Source organism: Cyanobium sp. LEGE 06113 (assembly GCF_015207615.1).
The window spans coordinates 170,495-189,744 of sequence record NZ_JADEWM010000002.1 but is presented as its reverse complement, the minus strand read 5'-3'; the positions used below and the strand labels follow the sequence as shown (position 1 = coordinate 189,744).

Here is a 19,250-nt window from a genome sequence, read left to right as displayed (position 1 = left end):
AGCCCCGATGGAGAGGTGGTGCGGGCTTTATAAAGGATGATTGCACCGGGCCCCTGGGTCCGACCGCCCCCGTTGACCGCCCTGAGCAACCCATCCGTCGCCAGCTCCGAGGCGACCGTGACCGGTGCCATCCGCTTCGATGCCATCGCCGATGCCCTCGCCGCGATCCGCAACGGTGAGTCGATCGTGGTGGTGGACGACGAAAACCGCGAAAACGAAGGCGACCTGATCTGCGCCGCCCAGTTCGCCACCCCCGAGCAGATCAACTTCATGGCCACCGAGGCGCGGGGCCTGATCTGCCTGGCCATGGAGGGCGAGCGCCTCGATGCCCTCGATCTGCCCCTGATGGTGGATCGCAACACCGACGAGAACCAGACGGCCTTCACCGTGAGCGTCGATGCCGGCCCGGAGAACGGGGTGAGCACTGGCATCTCGGCCGATGACCGGGCCCGCACCATCCAGGTGGCCATCCATCCCGGCAGCCGCCCCAGCGACCTGCGCCGGCCGGGCCACATCTTTCCGCTGCGGGCGCGCCAGGGGGGCGTGCTCAAGCGGGCGGGCCACACCGAAGCCGCCGTCGACCTGGCCCGGCTGGCCGGCCTCTACCCCGCCGGAGTGATCTGCGAAATCCAGAATGCCGATGGCTCGATGGCGCGGCTGCCCCAGCTGGCCGCCTACGCCCGCCGCCATGGTCTGCGCCTGATCAACATCGCCGATCTGATCGGCTACCGCCTCGACACGGAGCGCTTCGTGCGCCGTCAGGCCGAGGCCGCCCTGCCCAGCAGCTTCGGGGAGTTCCGGGCGATCGGCTACCGCAATGAGCTCGATGGCAGCGAGCATGTGGCCATCGTCAAGGGCCATCCCGAGCAGGCCAGCGCGCCCGTGCTGGTGCGGGTGCACAGCGAATGCCTCACCGGCGATGCCTTCGGCTCCCTGCGCTGTGACTGCCGGCCCCAGTTGGAGGCGGCCCTGCGGATGCTGGAGGAGGCCGGCGAAGGGGTGGTGGTGTATCTGCGCCAGGAGGGCCGGGGCATCGGCCTGATCAACAAGCTCAAGGCCTACTCGCTTCAGGACACGGGCCTGGACACGGTGGAGGCCAACGAGCGGCTGGGCTTCCCCGCCGACCTGCGCAACTACGGCGTCGGCGCCCAGATCCTCAGCGACCTGGGCGTGCAGCGGCTGCGGCTGATCACCAACAACCCCCGCAAGATCGCCGGCCTGGGCGGCTATGGGCTGGAGGTGGTGGACCGGGTGCCCCTGGTGATGGATCCCGGCACCCACAACGCCGCCTACCTGGCCGTGAAGCGCTCCAAGCTCGGCCACCTGATGGGAGACGGGCCGAGCTGCCCCCTGGGGCTCACCGCCGTACTGGCCTGGAGTGGCGTCGCCGACGAGTCAGGCGGACTACCGGACGCCGCCCGGTCGGAGCGGCTGGACCATCTGCAGGCCTGGGCCCTGGAGCAGGGGCTGCTGCTGGGGCGCGAGGAGCACCCCCGCCTGCTGGCCCTGCTGAACCAGCCCGGCCTGGCTCTGCTGCTCAGTTCTGGGCGGGGGGCAGACGGCCTGCGGGAGCAGGGCATCAGCGACCTTCTACGCCGGCTGGCCGCCTGGCCGCACACCGAAAGCGTGGCGCTGCTGCTCACTCCCGATGCCCAGCGCACGGCCCATCCCAGCGCCCAGCTGCAATGCCAGCACCGCCCCCTGGCGGAGCTCCAGGGGGGCGGTGTGGCGGGGCTGCCGCTGCAGGCCGAGGCCTTTCTGGTCTGGCGCTGAGCCCGGCAGCGACCGCAGCGGATCGGTCGCGCGGCAAGCTCAGTCCTGAATGGTCAGCTTGTTGATCTTGCTGCCGTTCTTGAGGGCCTGCACCACATCCATGTTGGTGGTGTGGCCGAACACGGTGTGCACGCCGTCGAGGTGGGGCTGGGCCTCATGGCAGATGTAGAACTGCGAGCCGCCGGTGTTCTTGCCAGCATGGGCCATGGCCAGGGTGCCCGACTTGTGCTTCTGGCCGTTGATCTCGCAGTCGATGTGGTAGCCGGGGCCGCCGGTGCCGGCCATGCCGGGGGCACCATCACGGCTGTTGGGGCATCCACCCTGGGCCATGAAGCCCGGGATCACGCGGTGGAAGGCGAGGCCGTCGTAAAAGCCCTCCTTGGCCAGCTTGGTGAAGTTGGCCACGGTGTTCGGGGCGTCGGCATCGAAGAGCTCGAGCTCGATGCTGCCGGCATCCGTCTCCATCAGGGCTTTGGTCATGGGGGGATGGCAGAAAGCACGACTGTATGGGGCCGGCACGACAATGGGGCCGGTTTGCGCCGCCCGCCAGAGCGCGGCTCCCACCCGAAGCCCCCGATGCCAACACCCCCCATCACCACCACCCCCGCCCCTGCCGAGCAGGCCCCCACCAGCGCCGCGCCCGATCTGCGCCGTGCCCGCCTCGGCGTGCTGGGGGGCAGCGGCCTCTACGCCATGGACGGGCTGGAGGACATGCGCGAGATCAGCGTCGAGACGCCCTTCGGCCCCACCTCCGACAGCCTGCGGCTTGGGCGCATCAACGACCTGGAGGTGGTGTTCCTGGCCCGCCATGGCCGCCACCACAGCTTCACGCCGAGCGAGGTGCCCTACCGGGCCAACCTCTGGGCCCTGCGCTCGCTGGGCGTGCGCTGGATCCTGTCGGTGTCGGCGGTGGGATCCCTGCAGGAGCAGTTCCGGCCCCTCGACATGATGGTGCCCGATCAGTTCATCGACCGCACCCACCAGCGCCCCCTCACTTTCTTCGGCGAGGGAGTGGTGGCCCATGTGACCGCGGCCGATCCCTTCTGTGGCGCCCTCAGCCGCCTGCTGGCCGATGTGGGCGACAGCCTGATGCCGCCGGGCCGCCACATGCACCGCGGCGGCACCTACCTGTGCATGGAGGGGCCGGCCTTCTCCACCAGGGCCGAGTCCGAGCTCTACCGCAGCTGGGGCTGCGGCGTGATCGGCATGACCAACCACACCGAGGCCCGCCTGGCCCGCGAGGCCGAGATGGCCTACGCCACCCTGGCGATGGTGACCGACTACGACTGCTGGCACCAGGAGCACGCCTCGGTGACGGTGGAGCTGGTGATCGACAACCTGCGCTCCAATGCCGCCCTGGCCCAGCAGATCGTGCGGCTGGCGGCCGAGCGGGTGGGCGAGCTGCGACCCAGCAGCAGCTTTCACCAGGCCCTGCGCCATGCCCTGATGACGCCGGCCGAGCAGGTTCCCGCCGAAACGCGCCGCCGCGTGGACCTGTTCACCAGCCCCTACTGGGGGCCGTTCAGCGGCTGATCGCCCCGGCCGCTGCAGGGTCTGCTCAGCCCAACGTGGCGCCCAGGGCAGCGAGGGTGCGGCGCAGGCTGGGCCCATGGGTCGCCAGGGCCTCGGCTGCAGCGGCGGCCTCCAGCCCAGCGGCCTGCATCAGCAGGGCCAGTTTCACGGAACCGCCGGAGCGCTCCAGCAGTGTCATGCCTGCGCTGCGCTCCACCCCGGCCAGGTCGCGCAGGATGCGCAGGGCCCGGTCCTCCAGCTTGGCGTTGGTCACCGCCACATCCACCATGCGGTTGCCGTACACCTTGCCCAGGCGCACCATCACGCCGGTGGAGAGGATGTTGAGCGCCATCTTGGTGGCCGTGCCCGCCTTGAGGCGGGTGGAGCCCGCCAGCAGCTCGGGGCCGGTGAGCAGGCGGATGTCGATGCTGCAGGGCATCGGCACCTGGTCGGCGGGCACGCAGGCCATGGCGATGGCCAGGGCGCCGATGGCCGAAGCATGGGCCAGGCCGCCGAGCACATAGGGGGTGGTGCCCCCGGCCGCAATTCCCACCAGGCAGTCGCCGGGCCCGAAGCCCAGGGCCTGCAGATCGCTGCGGCCCGCGTCTTCCAGGTCTTCCAGCCCCTCGGAGCTGCGCAGCAGGGCCGGCGCGCCGCCTGCCAGCACCCCCTGCACCAGCTCCGGCGGGCTGCAGAAGGTGGGCGGGCACTCCGCCGCATCCAGCACCCCCAGCCGTCCGGACGTGCCGGCACCCAGGTAGAAGAGACGCCCCCCGGCCCGCAACCGGGCGGTGATCGCCTCGATGGCGCTGCTGAGGGCAGCGGCGGCGGCGGCCACCGCTCGCTGGGGTTCGAGGTCGTTGTCGATGAACAGCTCCACGAGCTCGGCGGTGGGGAGCTGATCAAGGCTGGCGCTGAGGGGATTGGCCTGTTCGGTGAGCAGATGGCCCCGATCGGCCCCCGTGGCGGCGGCCGGACTCACAGCAGGCCCTCCAGCTGGCGCCGAAAGGCCTCAAGCTCGGGATCGCCGCTGCTGATCGGTTCGGCCGGGGTCTGCTCACCGGCAGGATCGGCACCTTGCTGGCCGGAGGCTTGGGGGGCCTCCGAGGCGGCCACGGCGCCGGTGGCGGCGGTCTGCTCCTGCCAGGTGGTCACGTCCATGTTGCGCTCCGGCGGCGCGATCAGCAGCCGGTCCTCCGGGCTCTGGGGCAGGAAGCCCACGGGCACGAAGCGGGCCTCATAGCCCGATTCCTGGCAGAACTGCTCCATCTCAGGTCGCTCGAGGGCCTCCACACAGGGCACGGGGAAGTCCTGGGCTTCCAGCAGACCCGCATAGCGCTCGGCGTCATCGCGGGCCTCGAACAGCAGCACCACCGTGCGGCCGTTGATCTCGAGGGAATGGATCCCCTCCTGATCGGTTCCGGGATCGAAGAGCAACACGTGCACCGGCATGGGAGGAGCTGGGAGGAGGGGCGCAGGAGCTCCACTCTCTCATCGCCCGCCTGATTCCTGGGAAGCCTCCTGAGCGGGCTCCTCGGCAGCCTGGTCGGCCAGCTCCTGGAGGCGGCCATAGAGGGCTTCTTCCGCATCGGCCAGTTGATCCGGCAGCACGATGCGCACCTCCACCAGCTGGTCGCCCCGCTGGTCGCCCCGCTCCATTCCCCGGCCCCGCAAGCGCAGCAACCGACCACTGGACGAGCAGGGCGGCACCGTGAGTTTCACCGGCCCGCGCAGGGTGGGCACCACCACCACACAGCCCAGGGCCGCTTCGGCGGGGGTGAGATCAAGGCTGTACTGCACCCGCAGGCCATCGATGCGCAACCCCTCCTCCGTGCGCACCCGCAGCTGCAGAAAGTGATCCCCACCGCCGGGGGCGACGCCCTCCAGGCGCAGCCGCCAGCCATCGCCCGCCATGGCCGGTGTCCACACCTCCACGGCGGTGCCGTCGGGCAACTCCAGCTCCACCCGCTCCCCGTGCAGCGCCTGCTCGGGGCTGAGGACCACCGTGCTCTCGGCATCCGTGCTGGCCTGCACCGGAGGCGGTGGGGCTGGCGAAGGCGTCACGGAGCCGCCCGGCCCTCCCCAGTCACTCGCCGGGTCAGCGCTGCCGTCGGCATCGCCTCTGCCGCTGTGGGCATCGAAGCCATCCTCCGCAAACGGCTCCTCCTCGAAGGGTTCCGACGACGTGGCGTCAACACCCGATGCCCCGTCATCGAACGGAGTGGAGCGAGAGCGCTGCCGCTGCCCGAAGAGCGCCTCGAGGTAAGTCTCGAAACGCGGAAAGCCGCTGGCGAAGGGATCCGTGGGCACCGCCGTTCCGGAGCCTTCGCCTCGCTCCCAGGCCGCTCGGCGGCGGGGGTCGGAGAGCACCGCATAGGCCTCGTTGACCAGCTTGAAGCTCTCCTCGGCGCTGGGGTCGTTGCCGTTGAGATCGGGGTGAAAACGCCTGGCCTGGGCGCGGAAGGCACGCTTCAGGCTGGGGAGATCGGCACCCGGGTCAAGGCCGAGCACCGCCCAGTAGTCCGATGGGGCCGAGGAACGCACTGCCACAGGAGTCAGCCGTCAGCCCAGGGATCGTCATCGGACACCCGGGAGATCGACCTTCCCTGGCGGGAGGCGCCCTGGAAGGAGCCCCGGCCAGTGGGGGCCGCTGGCTCGGCAGGACGCGAGCGGGGCCGGTTCAGATCGAGGTCTGGATCGTCTGACCGACCACCCCTGGCACCATCCCAGCGATCCTCATCCCAGCGGTCGTCATCCCTCTGGACGTCGGCCCTCTGGACGTCGGCCCTCTGGTCGTCCAGGTCAAGTTCATCGGAGCCTGGGTAGTCCATCGGCTCCTCACCACGGGAGTAGCCCCGATCTCCATAGGCGCTGGCGGCAGAGCTGCGGTCGCCGTAACCGGGCTCGGCGTAGCTGCGGTCGGTGTAGCTGCGGTCGTCGTAGCCGGGTTCGCTGTAGCCGTAGCCCCGATCGCGTTGATTGCGGCCTGGCGAGCCCAGGTTGTCGTAACCACCACGGGAACGGCCGGCGGGCATGGCCCAGGGGTCACTGCCCGGCCGACTCCAGTCATCCCAGTCGTCATCGTCGGCAAACAGCTCATCCTTGAGCGAGCCCAGGGTGTTCTTGAGGCCCTGCAGCGGGCCCTGCTCACTGCGACGTTCGCTGAGCAGGCGCCGGTTCAGGGCGTACACGGCCTCCTGCAGTTGGCTGACAGCCAGCTCCAGCTCCCCGACATCGCTGCTGCCGCTCTGCTCCAGGGCCATCAGGTCCTGCACGTCGCGCAGAGCCAGCTCCACAGCCCGCTGCTGGCGCTCGGCACCGTAGGGGCCCAGTTCCACCGAGGCATCCCGCAGCCGCCGCTCCGCCTGGGCGATCAGGGTGAGGGCCTTGTTGCGGCGGTCGAGTGCGGAGCGCTTGCGCCTGTCCTCCGCCGCCTTCTCCTCAGCCTCCTGCAGCAGCCGGGCGATCTCCTCCTCGCTGAGGTTGGAGCCTCCCTGGATGCTCACGCTCTGCTGGCGGCCCGTGGTGCGGTCGGTGGCAGACACCTGCAGCAGGCCATTGGCGTCAATGTCGAACGACACCTGCACCTGGGGCACTCCGCGGGGAGCCGGCGGGATGCCGGAGAGGCGGAAGCGGCCGAGACTCTTGTTGTCGGCGGCCATCTGCCGCTCCCCCTGCAGCACGTGGATCTCCACGGAGTTCTGGTTCGCCTCCGAGGTGCTGAACAGGTCGCTCTTGCGCACCGGGATCGACGTGTTGCGTGGGATCAGCACCTTCATGGCGCCGCCGATCGTCTCCAGACCCAGACCGAGGGGCGTCACGTCGTTGAGCATCAGGTCGCGCAGCTCACCGGTGAGGATGCCGGCCTGCACCGCAGCGCCGATCGCCACCACCTCATCGGGATTCACCGACTGACAGGGCTCCCGCGGCACCAGGGTGCGCACCATCTCCTGCACCATCGGCATGCGGGTGGAGCCCCCCACCAGCACCACGTCGTCGATCTCATCGGCCGCCAGGTTGGAATCGCGCAGGGCGCGCTGCACCGGGCGCAGCAGCCGATCCAGCAGATCGGGGCAGAGGGCCTCGAAACGGCGGCGCTCCAGGCTGGTTTCAATGTGCAGGGGGCCGTCGGAGCCCGTGGCGATGAAGGGGAGCGAGATGGGCGTGCTCTGGACCCCACTGAGCTCCATCTTGGCCTTCTCCGCCGCCTCGGTGAGGCGTTGCAGGGCCTGGCGGTCACGGCGCAGGTCGAGGCCGTGCTCCTGCTGGAAGCCATCGGCCAGCCAGTCCACGATGCGGCGGTCCCAGTCGTTACCGCCCAGCTGGGTGTCACCGCTGGTGGCCTTCACATCGAACACCCCCTGGGCGATCCGCAACACCGACACGTCGAAGGTGCCGCCGCCGAGGTCGAACACCAGCACCCGCTTCACGGCGGAGCGATCGAAGCCGTAGGCCAGCGCCGCCGCCGTGGGCTCGTTCAGGATCCGCTCCACGCTGATGCCCGCCAGGCGGCCGGCGTCGCGGGTGGCCTGGCGCTGGGCGTCATTGAAGTAGGCGGGCACGGTGATCACGGCCGCCTCCACCGGCTCACCGAGGTAGGTGGCGGCATCGTCCACCAGCTTGCGCAGGACGCTGGCCACCAGTTCTTCCGGCGCGTACTCGCGCTCGGTGGCGGGGCACACCACCCGCACGTTGCCCTGGTCGTTGGCGCGGATCGTGTAGGGCACGCCCAGGCTCGATTCCTCGAGCTCGTCCCAGCGGCGCCCCACGTAGCGCTTGAGGTTGGCAAACGTGTTGCGGGGATTGAGCACCAGCTGCCGCCGCGCCAGCTGCCCCACCAGCAGCTCCTGGTCGCGGTTGAAGCCCACCACCGAGGGGGTGGTGCGGCTGCCCTCGGCGCTGGCGATCACCGCCGGACGGCCGCCCTCCAGCACCGCCACCACCGAATTGGTGGTCCCGAGGTCGATGCCGACGATGCGACCCATGAACTGCGCGGCCCCGTCACCCCTGTGGCGCCCCAAAACTACCGGGCTGGCCGGCGTTAATCACGACTTAATGCACCGGCAGGGAGCGCTTCGTACATTCCTGGGGACCGGACCGCCCGTGGACTGACCACAGCGCGCCCGGATCGCCATGACCGCAGCCGTGCCCCCCATAGCCAGCGACGACGCCTTCACGCTGCGCCGCCGACCCCCCTCAGACAAGCTGGTGGACATCGGTTTTCGCCAGCTCACCCTCTGCCTGGCCTCGGTGGTGGCCATTGCCCTGCTGGGCATCTTCATCGTGGTGCTGCGGGGCTCCCAGGACGCCATCCAGGCCTTCGGACTGCGTTTCCTCACCACCTCGGCCTGGGATCCGGTCAACGATCAGTACGGCGCCCTGATCGCCATCTACGGCACGCTGGTGAGCTCGCTGCTGGCCCTGCTGATCGCCGTTCCCCTCGGCGTGGGCACGGCGATCTTCATCACCGAAGACCTGGTGCCGACGTTCGTGCGCAACGCCGTGGGTCTGATGGTGGAGCTCCTGGCCGCCATCCCCTCGGTGGTGCTGGGCCTCTGGGCCATCTTCGTGATGGAGCCGGCCATCCGGCCGGCCCTGAATCTCCTCCACGGCCTGCTGGGCTGGTCGCCGTTGTTCGACACCGTGCCGCGTGGGCCAGGCATGGCGCCGGCGATCCTGATCCTGGTGGTGATGATCCTGCCGATCATCACCTCGATCTCCCGCGATGCCCTCAACCAGGTGCCGGTTGAACTGCGGCAAGGGGCCTACGGCGTGGGCACCACCCGCTGGGGGGCCATCACCAGCGTGATCCTGCCGGCGGCCGTCTCGGCCATCACCGGCGGGGTGATGCTTGCCCTCGGCCGCGCCATGGGCGAAACCATGGCCGTGACCATGATCATCGGCAACGCCCTCAACTTCAGCTTTTCCCTGCTGGCTCCGGGCAACACGATTGCGGCGATGCTCGCCAACCAGTTCGGGGAGGCCAGCGGCATCCAGGTGTCAGCGCTGATGTATGCGGCCCTGGTGCTGATGGTGCTCACCTTCCTCGTCAACGTGTTGGCCCAGTGGCTGGTGCGTCGTCTCAGCCTCCGCTACTGAATTCCCACCCATGGCGACCATCTCCACCGCCCGCGAAGAACGCGAGCTCACAGAGAGCCTTTTTGCGAGGCGGCCTCTCACTTTCGATCGCTCCCTGAAGCGCAACAGGATCAACCGGCTGTGCACCGGCATCGCCGGATTGTTTGCCGTGACGGCGGTGCTCCCCCTGTTCCTGGTGATCCTCTACGTGCTCCTGCAGGGCGGCCGGCTGATCAGCTTCAGCATGTTCACCGAGCTGCCGCCTCCTCCTGGCCTGGACGGCGGCGGCATCGGCAATGCCATCCTGGGCACCATGCTGGTGACCCTGATCGCCTCCCTGATCGCGGTGCCGATCGGTGTTGGCGGTGGCATCTACCTCACGGAATATTCCCAGAGAGGCTGGTTTGCCAAGTTCGTGAGCTTCGGCAACGACGTGCTGGCCGGCGTGCCCTCGATCATCTGCGGCGTGTTCGTCTACGGCATCGTGGTGGCCACCCGCATCTTCTTTGATCAGAGCTACAGCGCCATGGCCGGTGGCATCGCCCTGGCCACCCTGATGTTGCCCACGGTGATCAAAACCACCGATGAGGGCCTCAAACTCGTGCCCCAGGAACTGCGCTGGGGGGCCTACGGCGTGGGGGCCTCCAAGTTCGTGACAGTGATGCGCATCACCCTGCCGGCGGCGTTCACGCCCATCGCCACAGGCGTGGTGCTCGGCATTGCTCGGGCCGCCGGGGAAACCGCCCCGCTGATCTTCACGGCCCTGTTTTCACCCTTCTGGCCGGAGGGAGTGTTCAACCCGATTGCCACCATGTCGGTGTTGATCTTCAACTTCGCGATCATGCCCTACGAGGCCCAGAACGAACTGGCCTGGGCGGCCTCCTTCGTGCTGGTGATGATGATTCTCGTGGCCAATCTGCTGGCCCGCTGGATCGCCAGTTTCTCTCGCGCCTGAGCGCCACCTGGTTCTTCCCTGCACCTCCAACACCATGACCACCGCCAGCACGATCAGCATGTCCCACACTCCGGCCTCCGCTCCCGACACCTGCCTGGCCCTGGAGAACGTGACCATCTCCTACGGCAGCTTCGAGGCGGTGAAGAACGTCTACATGGACATTCCACGCGGCAAGGTGACGGCCTTCATCGGCCCTTCCGGCTGCGGCAAATCCACGGTGCTGCGGGCCCTCAACCGCATGAACGACCTGATACCCGGCTGCCACCTCAAGGGCCGCGTGGTGTTCGACGGACATGACATCTACGCCCCCAACGTGGATGCGGTGGAGGTGCGTCGGCGCATCGGCATGGTGTTCCAGAAACCCAACCCCTTTCCCAAGACGATCTACGAAAACATCGCCTTTGGAGCCCGCATCAACGGCTACCGGGGCGACATGGATGAACTGGTGGAGCGCTCCCTGCGCAAGGCAGCGGTATGGGATGAGTGCAAGGACAAATTGAAAGAGAGTGGTCTGGCCCTCTCCGGCGGCCAGCAACAGCGCCTCTGCATCGCCCGGGCCATCGCCACCGAGCCGGAAGTGATCCTGATGGATGAACCCTGCTCCGCCCTTGACCCGATCTCCACCCTCAAGATCGAGGAGACGATGCATGAGCTCAAGCGCAGTTTCACGATCGTGATCGTGACCCACAACATGCAGCAGGCCGTGCGGGTGGCGGACCTCACCGCCTTCTACAACGCCGAGGCGGTTTCAGGTGGCTCCGGCAAGGTGGGCTATCTGGTGGAGTTCAGCGAAACCGAAAAGATCTTCAACAATCCAGCCCAACAATCCACTCAGACTACGTCACCGGCCGCTTCGGCTGAAGCCAGCCGTTTGGCGAGCATGAAAAAGCCAGCACAAAGGCTGGCGGGGAAGCGGAGAGGGAGGGATTCGAACCCTCGATAGAGTTGCCCCTATACAGCATTTCCAGTGCTGCGCCTTCGACCACTCGGCCACCTCTCCAGCGGCTAAATGGGGCACTCAGGTGGCAATGTAGCAGCATGACCACGACCTACCCGATCACTGTCCACTGGCGCCAGAGCGGACGCACCATCCGCCATCAGGTGCCGGAGGGGGCCTACATCCTGCGCAGTTTTGAGGAGCAGGGTGATCCGCTGCCATTCAGCTGCCGCAACGGCTGTTGCACCGCCTGTGCCGTGCGGGTGCTCAACGGCCAGATCGACCACCGCGAAGCCCTGGGCCTGTCGCGCGAACTGCGCGAGCGCGGCTACGGCCTGCTCTGCGTGGCCCGGGCCATCGGCCCCCTGGAGGTGGAAACCCAGGATGAGGATGAGGTCTACGACCTCCAGTTCGGCCGCCACTTCGGCCGCGGTCAGGTGCGCCCCGGCCTGCCCCTGGAGGAGGAATGAGCGGCCCCGCAGCGGCCTCAGATCGGGCCCTGGTCGAGTCGGGCCTGACGCCCTCCGAGCGGGACAACCTGGTGGCGGTGGCCCGGCGGGCTGCTGAGGCCGGTGGCGCCCTGTTGAGCGAGAAGTACGGCCGCGTGCGGCAGGTGCGGGAAAAGGGTCGCTGTGGCGATCTGGTCACGGAGGCGGACCTGGCCGCCGAGGCCGCCGTGCTGGCCCTGCTGCAGCGGGAAACGCCTGAGTTCGGGGTGCTGGCCGAGGAGAGCGGCCGCCGCAGTGGCCAGGGCTGCTTCGAGTGGTGCGTCGACCCCCTCGACGGCACCACCAACTTCGCGCATGGTTATCCGTTCTTCGGCACTTCAGTGGGGCTGTGCTGGCAGGGCACACCCCTGCTCGGCGCCCTGGCGGTGCCGGCTCTGCAGGAGCTCTACTGGGCCGCGCCGGGCCTGGGCAGCTGGTGCGACGACCAGCGCCTGGGCTCCAGTCAGCGGCTGCAGGTGAGCGACTGCGCGCGCCTCCAGGACGCCCTGCTGGTGACCGGCTTCGCCTACGACCGCTTCCAGCGGCTCGACAACAATTACGCCGAGTTCGCCCACTTCACCCACCGCACCCATGGGGTGAGACGCGGCGGGGCCGCCGCGGTGGACCTGGCCTTCGTGGCCGCCGGCCGCCTGGATGGCTACTGGGAACGGGGCCTCTCCCCCTGGGACCTGGCCGCCGGCGTGGTGCTGGTGGAGCAGGCCGGCGGGCGGGTGAGCAGCTACGGCGGCGGGCCCCTGGTGCTGGAGCAGGGCCGGCTGATCGCCTGTGCTCCAGCCCTGCAGCCCGCCCTGATTGAGGGCCTGGCCGCCTGTCGGCCCCTGGCCGGCGCCAGCTTCGGAGCTCCGGAGCTGGATGGGGCCGCCGCCCAGGCCGCTCCATAGGATCGGGCGGCGTTCCAACCGCCTGCCTCCATGGCCCTGCAACCCGCCGCCGGCGCCCGGGATCTCAACCCGCGCCAGGTGGAGCGCAACCGACGCATCTGTGCCGATCTGGCGGCGATCTACCGGCTGTGGGGCTACCAGGAAGTGGCGCCGCCCGGCTTCGAGCGGCTCGACACCCTGGCCGCCGGCGGGGGCATCGATGGCCGCGAGTTGGTGCGCCTCGCCGCCGACGAGCCGCTCGGGCTGCGGCCTGAGTTCACCGCCTCGATCGCCCGGGCCGCCGGCACCCGCATGGCCGAGCGCCCCAGGCCCCTGCGCCTCTGGACCGAGGGCAGCACCTTCCGCAGCAGCGTGGGCGATTCCGGCCTGCAACGGATCCACGAGCAGCTGCAGAGCGGCGTGGAGCTGCTGGGAGAAGCGTCGGCGGCAGCCGATGCCGAACTCACCCGGCTGCTGCTGGCGGCAGCCGGCAACCTCGGTCTGCGCCCGGAGCACAGTCCGAGGCTGCTGGTGGGGCATCACGGCGTGCTCGGCGCCCTGCTGCAACAACTGCCCGCCGCCCAGCGGGCAGCCGCCCGTGCCGCCCTCACCAGCTTCGATCCGATCGCCCTGGAGCAGCTCCAGCTGCAGGGCACCGATCGTCAGCGGCTCAGCGCCCTGATGCGGCTGCGGGGCGAGGCCTCCCAGGTGCTGTATCAACTGGAGCAGTGGCTGGGTCCGATCCCCTTGCTCGAAGAGCTCAGCCACACCCTGGCGGTGGTCACCCCGGCGGCGCAGCGGCTCGGGGTGGAGGTGCAGCTCGATCCCACCTACCAGCCCCACTTCGCTCTCTACGACGGGCTGGTGCTGAAGCTGGTGTGCCAGGGACCCGACGCCCCGGTGGCGATCGCCGGTGGCGGCCGCTATGACGCCCTGGTGGGGCGCTTCAGCGGCGAGGGCCAGGCCGCCGCAGGCGTGGGCTTCGCCTTCCATGTGGAGGCCGTGCGCGAGCTGCTGGCCACGGGGGCGGGCAGCAGCGCCTTGAGCGAGCCCGGCGGCGGCCCCGAGCTGGTGGCCTATGGCGCGCCGCAGCAGCTGGCCCAGGCCCTCGACAGCCTCGAAGCCCTGCACCGCAGCGCCATCAGGGCCGAACTGCTGCCGAGTCCATTCAGCAGCCACGCCGCCGCTGAGGCGGTCGCCCGCGAGCGGGCCTGCTCCAAACTGCACTGGCTGGCTCCCTAGGATCCGCCGCAGTCACGCCTGTCCTGATGGCCCACACAATCGTCACCAACATCTGTGAAGGGGTGGCCGATTGCGTCGATGCCTGTCCGGTGGCCTGCATCCACCCCGGCAAGAGCGCCAACAGCAAGGGCACCGGCTTCTACTGGATCGACTTCGACACCTGCATCGACTGCGGCATCTGCCTGCAGGTGTGTCCTGTCAACGGCGCCATCCTGCCCGAGGAGAAGCCGGGGTTGCAGCAGGGCGGCTTCCAGTAGGTTTCAGGCTCCGAATCCTTTTTTATGTCCTGGATTGGCGGGAGCCTTGCGATGCTCTCCACCCTCTCGATCACGGCTGTGGCGGGGCTCAGCCCGGCCCAGGCCAGCTGCAGGTTCCTGGTGCCCCTGGGCGGGGGCGGCGATCCGGTGGTGGCCAAACAGATCGGTCCTGACCGGGCCCTGGGCCGCACCAACTGGAACACCGATTTCGTTGTGGATCGCGACTACAAGAGCTACCGCTTCTTCTTCACCTCCGCCTCCACGGAGCGGGCCCTGTTCCCGATTGCGGGTTTCATGGTGTTCACCGATGGGGCCAACCTGCAGGTGATCAATGAAACGCCCACGTTCAATCCAGGCGAGGGCCGCGAGTTCGGCCCCTTCAAGGCCGTGCCGGGCCGGCGCAGCCGGCTGATGAACTTCCGTGTGGGCTCCAGCAACCACCCAGGCTCCCTGGGCTTCAGCTATCGGATTTCCGTGAAGGGCTGTGAGTAGGGGGCGTCGCCAGGGACAGGCTGGGTGAGTCGTCCAGGCGTCAGACGCTTCTGGTCGTGGTTGAGCACCTGTCTGGTGCTGGCGGTGCTGGCCTCGGCGCTGCTGCCGGGCTCTGAGCCCCTGCGCCAGGAGCCGGCGGGGGCGCCGCCACCACTGCGCCGGGAGCTGCGCAAGTTCTGAATCGGGCCTGCAGGTCCGCAGCAGACTGGCTCCCCAGTCGGCTCGGACACCTGTGGTCTTCAATCAGCAGTCCCTCGATCGGCTCGGCCGCTTCGGGATCCGTGCCCTGCGCATCGTGGCCAGCACCATCGCCATCGTCGCCGCGGTGCGGGGCGACTGGGGCACCGGCGTCAGCGGCGGCCTCGCCTGGCTGCTGTTCGTGCAGGTGGAGCGCAACCTGCCTCCTGCGGCCGAGGGCAGCGACGCCACCACTAGAAGCGAAGCCAAGGCTGACAGTGATAGAGAGCAAGTCTAGAATCGGCCGAGTGATCGATGGCACCGTTGCAAGCCGAGAGGCTGGCAGGCAGAGGCTGATCCAGAGAGAACAGTTAACCGCTGCTGCCCAGTAATCCCTAATTCACTGGCAGCAGAACCTCAGCTGGGCAGGGACCGCTCCATTGCTTTCCGCAGGGACTGGTAGCGGCGGCAGTTCAGCACTGCTAGCCCTGCACCTACCCCCGGAAGCGACTCCACGCGTGGTGGCAGCCTGGCCCTTCAGCTCTATGAAATGATAAGATATCCTACCAACACTTCCGTTAAGCCTTGAGGGCAGCCTGAGATCGGGTAGCAAGGAATCAACAATAGTTCCTTAGGTTCTATGGCTCGTTTCAACAATACCGGTCAGTCTGGAGCTGACGGCGCCAACGCAGGCACCAATGGATCACGAGGTTTTTCCTTTTCAATCTTTTCAAGAGCATCTAGCGGCCTCACGGGTTCTAGAGGAGATAATGGGATAATAATCTTCGATCCAAGCGGCAAGAATGGTCGCACCGGCGGTACTGGATTCAGCGGCCTATCTGGTGGGGATGGTGGGGACGGAACCAATGGGGACTCGGGTGGTAACGGAGCCTTCGGGCTGACAATCGCACGGCGTCAATTAAGGAAGGCCCGTTCCAGATTTGTCATCAGAGGAACTGGTGGAAACGGTGGCGCGGGCCGAGATGGAGGATCTGGAGGCTTTGGTGGTAGAGGCCAGGGTGGCGGAAGAGGAGGTACAGGAGGTGCAGGAGGCAACGCCTTTCCGGCTTCTGCCTCCCCTGGAGGTGTTGGAGGTAACGGTGGCAGGGGAGGTCGGGGTGGCGATGGTGGTGCGGGCGGGGATGGTGGAGATGGCGGAGATGGTGGGGACGGCGGGAACGGGATCATTTTCCAAGGCCGCCGCCTCAAACTCGGCAACAAGTCAGACAGAATCATCGGCAGAGGCGGATTAGGTGGCAACCTGGGTGCAGCAGGATTGAGTGGCTCAGGTGGATCCCGCGGCGATCGTGGTTTTGGTGGTAACGGGGGCCAGGGTGGGTTGAGTGGCACTGTTTTCATTAGGAGGAGATCAGGATTCTCTGGTTCTCGTGGCTTCTTTGGCTCCTTCGGCGCACCAGGCCAGGCTGGTGAAGCAGGCTCAGCTGGTCAGCGGGGTTTTGGCATCTTTCTAACTGGCAAGCTCAACACGCGTGGCGGCCGCGACAGGGTTGACGCGCGCGTTGGAGGCTTCGGAGGCGGTGGCACCTTGCTTCTTGGCGGTGAAAATGACAGAGTTTTTGGCTTCGGAGATATCACGTTGAATGGCCAGAGCGGCAGAGACAGACTCTCTCTTCCTGGCACTGCCAGTGATTACACACGATCCCGAAATGGAAGGAGAACACGCTTCAGCCAAGGAGGCGTCACCATGACCGTGATTGGCTTTGAATCCATCTCCTTCCTAGGCTAATCATCACACTCTCATCACCTCAATCTAGATCAACCAGGACTGAGCTCCTCGTGAGTGATCGTCACCATGACTTACTCTTCGTGACGATCGATCACGGTGGGTCTGAACGCATTGCAGGTTACACCTTGAATCATTGCATCAGCATGAGATCCTCATGGATTGGGGCCTAACGCTCCCCCAAAAAACGTGCTTCGCAGCTGTCAACACACTTCCGCTGCCACGAACAGATCCATCCGCAGACAGTGACCGGCCCAGCAGCGAGCCCCAACCACCAGTCTTCGGTCCATCAGTTTTGGGTATCGCCGCTCGCCTCCCGGCTCAGCCGGGGCATGGCGATGCCATGTGCCGCACGCATGGCCGTTGACAGTCACCCGATTCATGGCTAGTACGTGCGTACTACGCGTCATGAAAAATGACGATCGCCTCCCCTTACGCCGTCTTCCGTGCAGCCGATCTGGGCTGGTCTCACGCTGCCTTCCTGCCCCTTGGGGCACCCGTTGGTTCGACTGGCCAGAGACGACCCAGCAAGCGTTCACCCCGCCGGCTGATCCTGGAACCCAGGACACTGGAGCAGCTTGAGCTCTGGACAATTGAGTCCGACGTCTTGGCCTCCCCATGAGTTCCAGACGGGCGTCCAGGGCAGCCATAGCAGCGACTGGCTGCGGCCAGGGCTGGAGAAGCAGGACGGTTTCCTGCCCATGGCGCCCCCTTGGCGAGACGCCGTGCAGCGATGGATCCTGAAGGTCGCGACCTTGCCATTGGGACTGTGCTTCAAGCCGAACAGGGCCAGATCCAGATCCATACCGAGAACATCTTCCCGATCATCAAGAAGGCCGTCTACAGCGGCCATGAGGTGTTCCTGCGGGAACTGGTGAGCAATGGCGTGGATGCCATCAGCAAGCGCCGCATGGCCGCCATGGCCGGCGACTGCAGCGAGGGCGAGGAGGGCAGGATCCAGATCCGCATCGACCGCGAGGCCAAGACCCTCACCATCTCGGATAACGGCATCGGCATGAGCGCCGACGAGGTGAAGCGCTACATCAACCAGGTGGCCTTCTCCAGCGCCGAAGACTTCCTCGAGAAATACAAGAACGAGGGTGATGCCATCATCGGCCACTTCGGCCTGGGCTTCTACTCCAGCTTCATGGTGGCCAGCCAGGTGGAGCTGGTGACCCTCAGCGCGCGGGAGGGCAGTGAGGCGGTGCGCTGGAGCTGCGATGGCTCCCCCAACTTCAGCCTGGAGGCCTCAGAGCGCAGCGAGCCAGGCACCGATGTGATCCTGCATCTGATGGAGGAGGAACTCGAGTACATCGAGCCCTCCCGCATCCGCACCCTGATCACCACCTACTGCGACTTCATGCCCGTGGCGGTGCAGCTGGAGGGTGAAACCGTCAACAAGCGGGAGGCTCCCTGGCGCAAGAGCGCCCGCGAGCTCAGCGACGACGACTACATCGAGCTCTACCGCTACCTCTACCCCTTCCAGGGCGACCCCCTGCTCTGGGTGCACCTCAACACCGATTACCCCTACACCCTGCAGGGCATCCTCTACTTCCCGAAGTCCAGCGGCCGGGCCGACTGGGAGAAAGGCGAGATCAAGCTCTACTGCAACCAGGTGTTCGTGAGCGATTCGATCAAGGAGGTGGTGCCCCGCTATCTGCTGCCCCTGCGCGGCGTGATTGACTCGCCGGACATCCCCCTCAATGTGAGCCGTTCGGCCCTGCAGACCGATCGGCGTGTGCGCTCGATCGGCGGCTTCGTGGCTAAGAAGGTGGGCGATCGCCTCAAGGAGCTGCACCGCGACGACCCCAGGCGCTATGCCGAGATCTGGGAGTCCGTGGCTCCCTTCATCAAGATCGGCGCCATGGAAGACGACAAATTCGCCGACCAGGTGGCGGATCTGGTGCTGTTCGGCACCACGGCTGCAGCCGCTGCCGGTGAACCCGACGGCGAAGCCGCCGAGGGCAGCAGCCTCGATCCGATCCCGGCTGAGGGCGGCAAGGCCTTCACGACCCTGCTGGGCTACCGCAGCCGCCTCAGCGGGGACCACGACAAGCGCGTGCTCTATTGCACCGACGAGGCTGGCCAGGCAGGCCCCCTGGCCCTGTGGAAGAGCCAGGACGCCGAAGTGCTGCTGGCCGACACCTTCATTGACACCCAGTTCATCCCCTGGCTGGAGATGCGCCACGAGGACCTCAAGTTCCAGCGGGTCGATGCCGAGCTGGATGACTCCCTGCAGGAGAAAGAGAGCGAACTGGCCGATGCCGAGGGCAAGGACAGCTCGGAGAAGTTGCGGGAACTGTTCAAGAGCGCCCTCAACGACGACCGGGTGACCCTCCAGATCCAGGCCCTCAAGGGCGACAACGCCCCCGCCGCCCTGATCCTGCTGCCGGAGCAGATGCGCCGCATCAATGACATGGGCGCCCTGATGGAGCAGCGCCTGCCGGGCCTGCCCGATTACCACGTGCTGCTGATCAACCGCCGGCACCGGTTGGTGGAAGGACTGCTGAAGCTCAGCGCCGGCTCAGTGATCACCGGTTCGGGCAGCTCCCCCAGCCAGGAGCTGGCCAGCGCCCTCAGCGCCCACCTCTACGAGATGGCCCGCCTGGCGGTGGGCGGCCTCGAGCCCAACCAGCTGGCCGGCTTCCAGCAACGCAGCGCCGACCTGATGGGTCAGCTGATGGAGCGCGGCCTCTGAGCCCCTGCGGAGACGG

General features: G+C 67.4%; 17 protein-coding genes, 1 tRNA gene and 1 pseudogene. 13 read left to right on the top strand and 6 right to left on the bottom strand.

Annotated features, from left to right (window positions below; genetic code table 11):
- Nucleotides 1–36: 36 nt before the first annotated feature.
- Nucleotides 37–1,773, top strand: coding sequence for a bifunctional 3,4-dihydroxy-2-butanone-4-phosphate synthase/GTP cyclohydrolase II (ribBA, locus tag IQ220_RS05030; protein WP_370566329.1), 1,737 nt, complete (start codon nt 37–39; stop codon nt 1,771–1,773).
- Nucleotides 1,774–1,812: 39 nt separating this feature from the next.
- Here the strand turns inward: ribBA and IQ220_RS05025 are convergent, their stop codons facing one another.
- Nucleotides 1,813–2,253, bottom strand: coding sequence for a peptidylprolyl isomerase (locus IQ220_RS05025; RefSeq protein ID WP_186699592.1), 441 nt, complete (start codon nt 2,251–2,253; stop codon nt 1,813–1,815).
- A 96-nt stretch (nt 2,254–2,349) separates the two neighbouring features.
- On the opposite strand from IQ220_RS05025, the gene mtnP reads away from it, so the two are divergent.
- Nucleotides 2,350–3,306, top strand: coding sequence for an S-methyl-5'-thioadenosine phosphorylase (mtnP, locus tag IQ220_RS05020; RefSeq protein WP_186699591.1), 957 nt, complete (start codon nt 2,350–2,352; stop codon nt 3,304–3,306).
- 25 nt (nt 3,307–3,331) lie between these two features.
- Here mtnP and murQ read toward each other — a convergent pair whose 3' ends face one another.
- Genes murQ through dnaK form a run of 4 tightly spaced genes read right to left on the bottom strand, consistent with a single transcriptional unit; the run spans nt 3,332 to nt 8,270 of the window.
- Nucleotides 3,332–4,267 (bottom strand): N-acetylmuramic acid 6-phosphate etherase, encoded by a 936-nt coding sequence (gene murQ, locus IQ220_RS05015; protein ID WP_193913398.1) that lies wholly within the window; start codon nt 4,265–4,267, stop codon nt 3,332–3,334.
- Nucleotides 4,264–4,737, bottom strand: coding sequence for a DUF3110 domain-containing protein (locus IQ220_RS05010; protein ID WP_193913396.1), 474 nt, complete (start codon nt 4,735–4,737; stop codon nt 4,264–4,266). The genes murQ and IQ220_RS05010 overlap by 4 nt, the downstream gene beginning before the upstream one ends.
- A 39-nt stretch (nt 4,738–4,776) precedes the next feature.
- Nucleotides 4,777–5,829, bottom strand: coding sequence for a DnaJ C-terminal domain-containing protein (locus IQ220_RS05005; protein ID WP_193913394.1), 1,053 nt, complete (start codon nt 5,827–5,829; stop codon nt 4,777–4,779).
- Nucleotides 5,830–5,840: 11 nt separating this feature from the next.
- Nucleotides 5,841–8,270: a molecular chaperone DnaK gene (gene dnaK / locus IQ220_RS05000; protein ID WP_228008868.1), complete on the bottom strand. Its 2,430-nt coding sequence runs from the start codon at nt 8,268–8,270 to the stop codon at nt 5,841–5,843.
- Nucleotides 8,271–8,418: 148 nt separating this feature from the next.
- Between dnaK and pstC the strand changes: the two genes are divergently transcribed.
- From pstC to pstB, 3 genes and pseudogenes are all read left to right on the top strand, one after another.
- Nucleotides 8,419–9,384, top strand: a complete 966-nt coding sequence (pstC, locus tag IQ220_RS04995; RefSeq protein ID WP_193813840.1) for a phosphate ABC transporter permease subunit PstC — start codon at nt 8,419–8,421, stop codon at nt 9,382–9,384.
- Between the two features lie 10 nt (nt 9,385–9,394).
- Entirely contained in the window at nt 9,395–10,318 is a 924-nt protein-coding gene (gene pstA, locus IQ220_RS04990) for a phosphate ABC transporter permease PstA (protein ID WP_193913392.1), read from the top strand.
- 58 nt (nt 10,319–10,376) lie between these two features.
- Nucleotides 10,377–11,179: pseudogene (gene pstB / locus IQ220_RS04985) on the top strand (phosphate ABC transporter ATP-binding protein PstB).
- A 52-nt stretch (nt 11,180–11,231) separates the two neighbouring features.
- Here pstB and IQ220_RS04980 read toward each other — a convergent pair.
- Nucleotides 11,232–11,318 (bottom strand) — tRNA-Ser (locus IQ220_RS04980).
- A gap of 38 nt (nt 11,319–11,356) precedes the next feature.
- Here IQ220_RS04980 and IQ220_RS04975 point away from each other — a divergent pair.
- The 8 genes from IQ220_RS04975 to htpG all read left to right on the top strand — a co-directional run bounded on the left by IQ220_RS04975 (nt 11,357) and on the right by htpG (nt 19,234).
- Nucleotides 11,357–11,725: a 2Fe-2S iron-sulfur cluster binding domain-containing protein gene (locus tag IQ220_RS04975; protein ID WP_193813842.1), complete on the top strand. Its 369-nt coding sequence runs from the start codon at nt 11,357–11,359 to the stop codon at nt 11,723–11,725.
- Entirely contained in the window at nt 11,722–12,645 is a 924-nt protein-coding gene (locus IQ220_RS04970; RefSeq protein ID WP_193813843.1) for an inositol monophosphatase family protein, read from the top strand. Before IQ220_RS04975 ends, IQ220_RS04970 begins: the two co-directional genes overlap by 4 nt.
- 30 nt (nt 12,646–12,675) lie before the next feature.
- Nucleotides 12,676–13,866, top strand: coding sequence for an ATP phosphoribosyltransferase regulatory subunit (locus IQ220_RS04965; RefSeq protein WP_193913390.1), 1,191 nt, complete (start codon nt 12,676–12,678; stop codon nt 13,864–13,866).
- 26 nt (nt 13,867–13,892) lie between these two features.
- Nucleotides 13,893–14,123, top strand: a complete 231-nt coding sequence (locus IQ220_RS04960; protein ID WP_193913388.1) for a ferredoxin family protein — start codon at nt 13,893–13,895, stop codon at nt 14,121–14,123.
- A gap of 51 nt (nt 14,124–14,174) precedes the next feature.
- A complete protein-coding gene (locus IQ220_RS04955) occupies nt 14,175–14,615 on the top strand; it encodes a hypothetical protein (protein ID WP_186699578.1) in 441 nt (146 codons plus the stop codon).
- Nucleotides 14,616–14,847: 232 nt separating this feature from the next.
- Nucleotides 14,848–15,090 (top strand): hypothetical protein, encoded by a 243-nt coding sequence (locus tag IQ220_RS04950; RefSeq protein WP_193913386.1) that lies wholly within the window; start codon nt 14,848–14,850, stop codon nt 15,088–15,090.
- A 661-nt stretch (nt 15,091–15,751) separates the two neighbouring features.
- Nucleotides 15,752–16,045: a hypothetical protein gene (locus tag IQ220_RS16210; RefSeq protein ID WP_193913384.1), complete on the top strand. Its 294-nt coding sequence runs from the start codon at nt 15,752–15,754 to the stop codon at nt 16,043–16,045.
- 1,224 nt (nt 16,046–17,269) lie between these two features.
- A complete protein-coding gene (gene htpG, locus IQ220_RS04940) occupies nt 17,270–19,234 on the top strand; it encodes a molecular chaperone HtpG (RefSeq protein WP_193913382.1) in 1,965 nt (654 codons plus the stop codon).
- Nucleotides 19,235–19,250 lie beyond the last annotated feature (16 nt).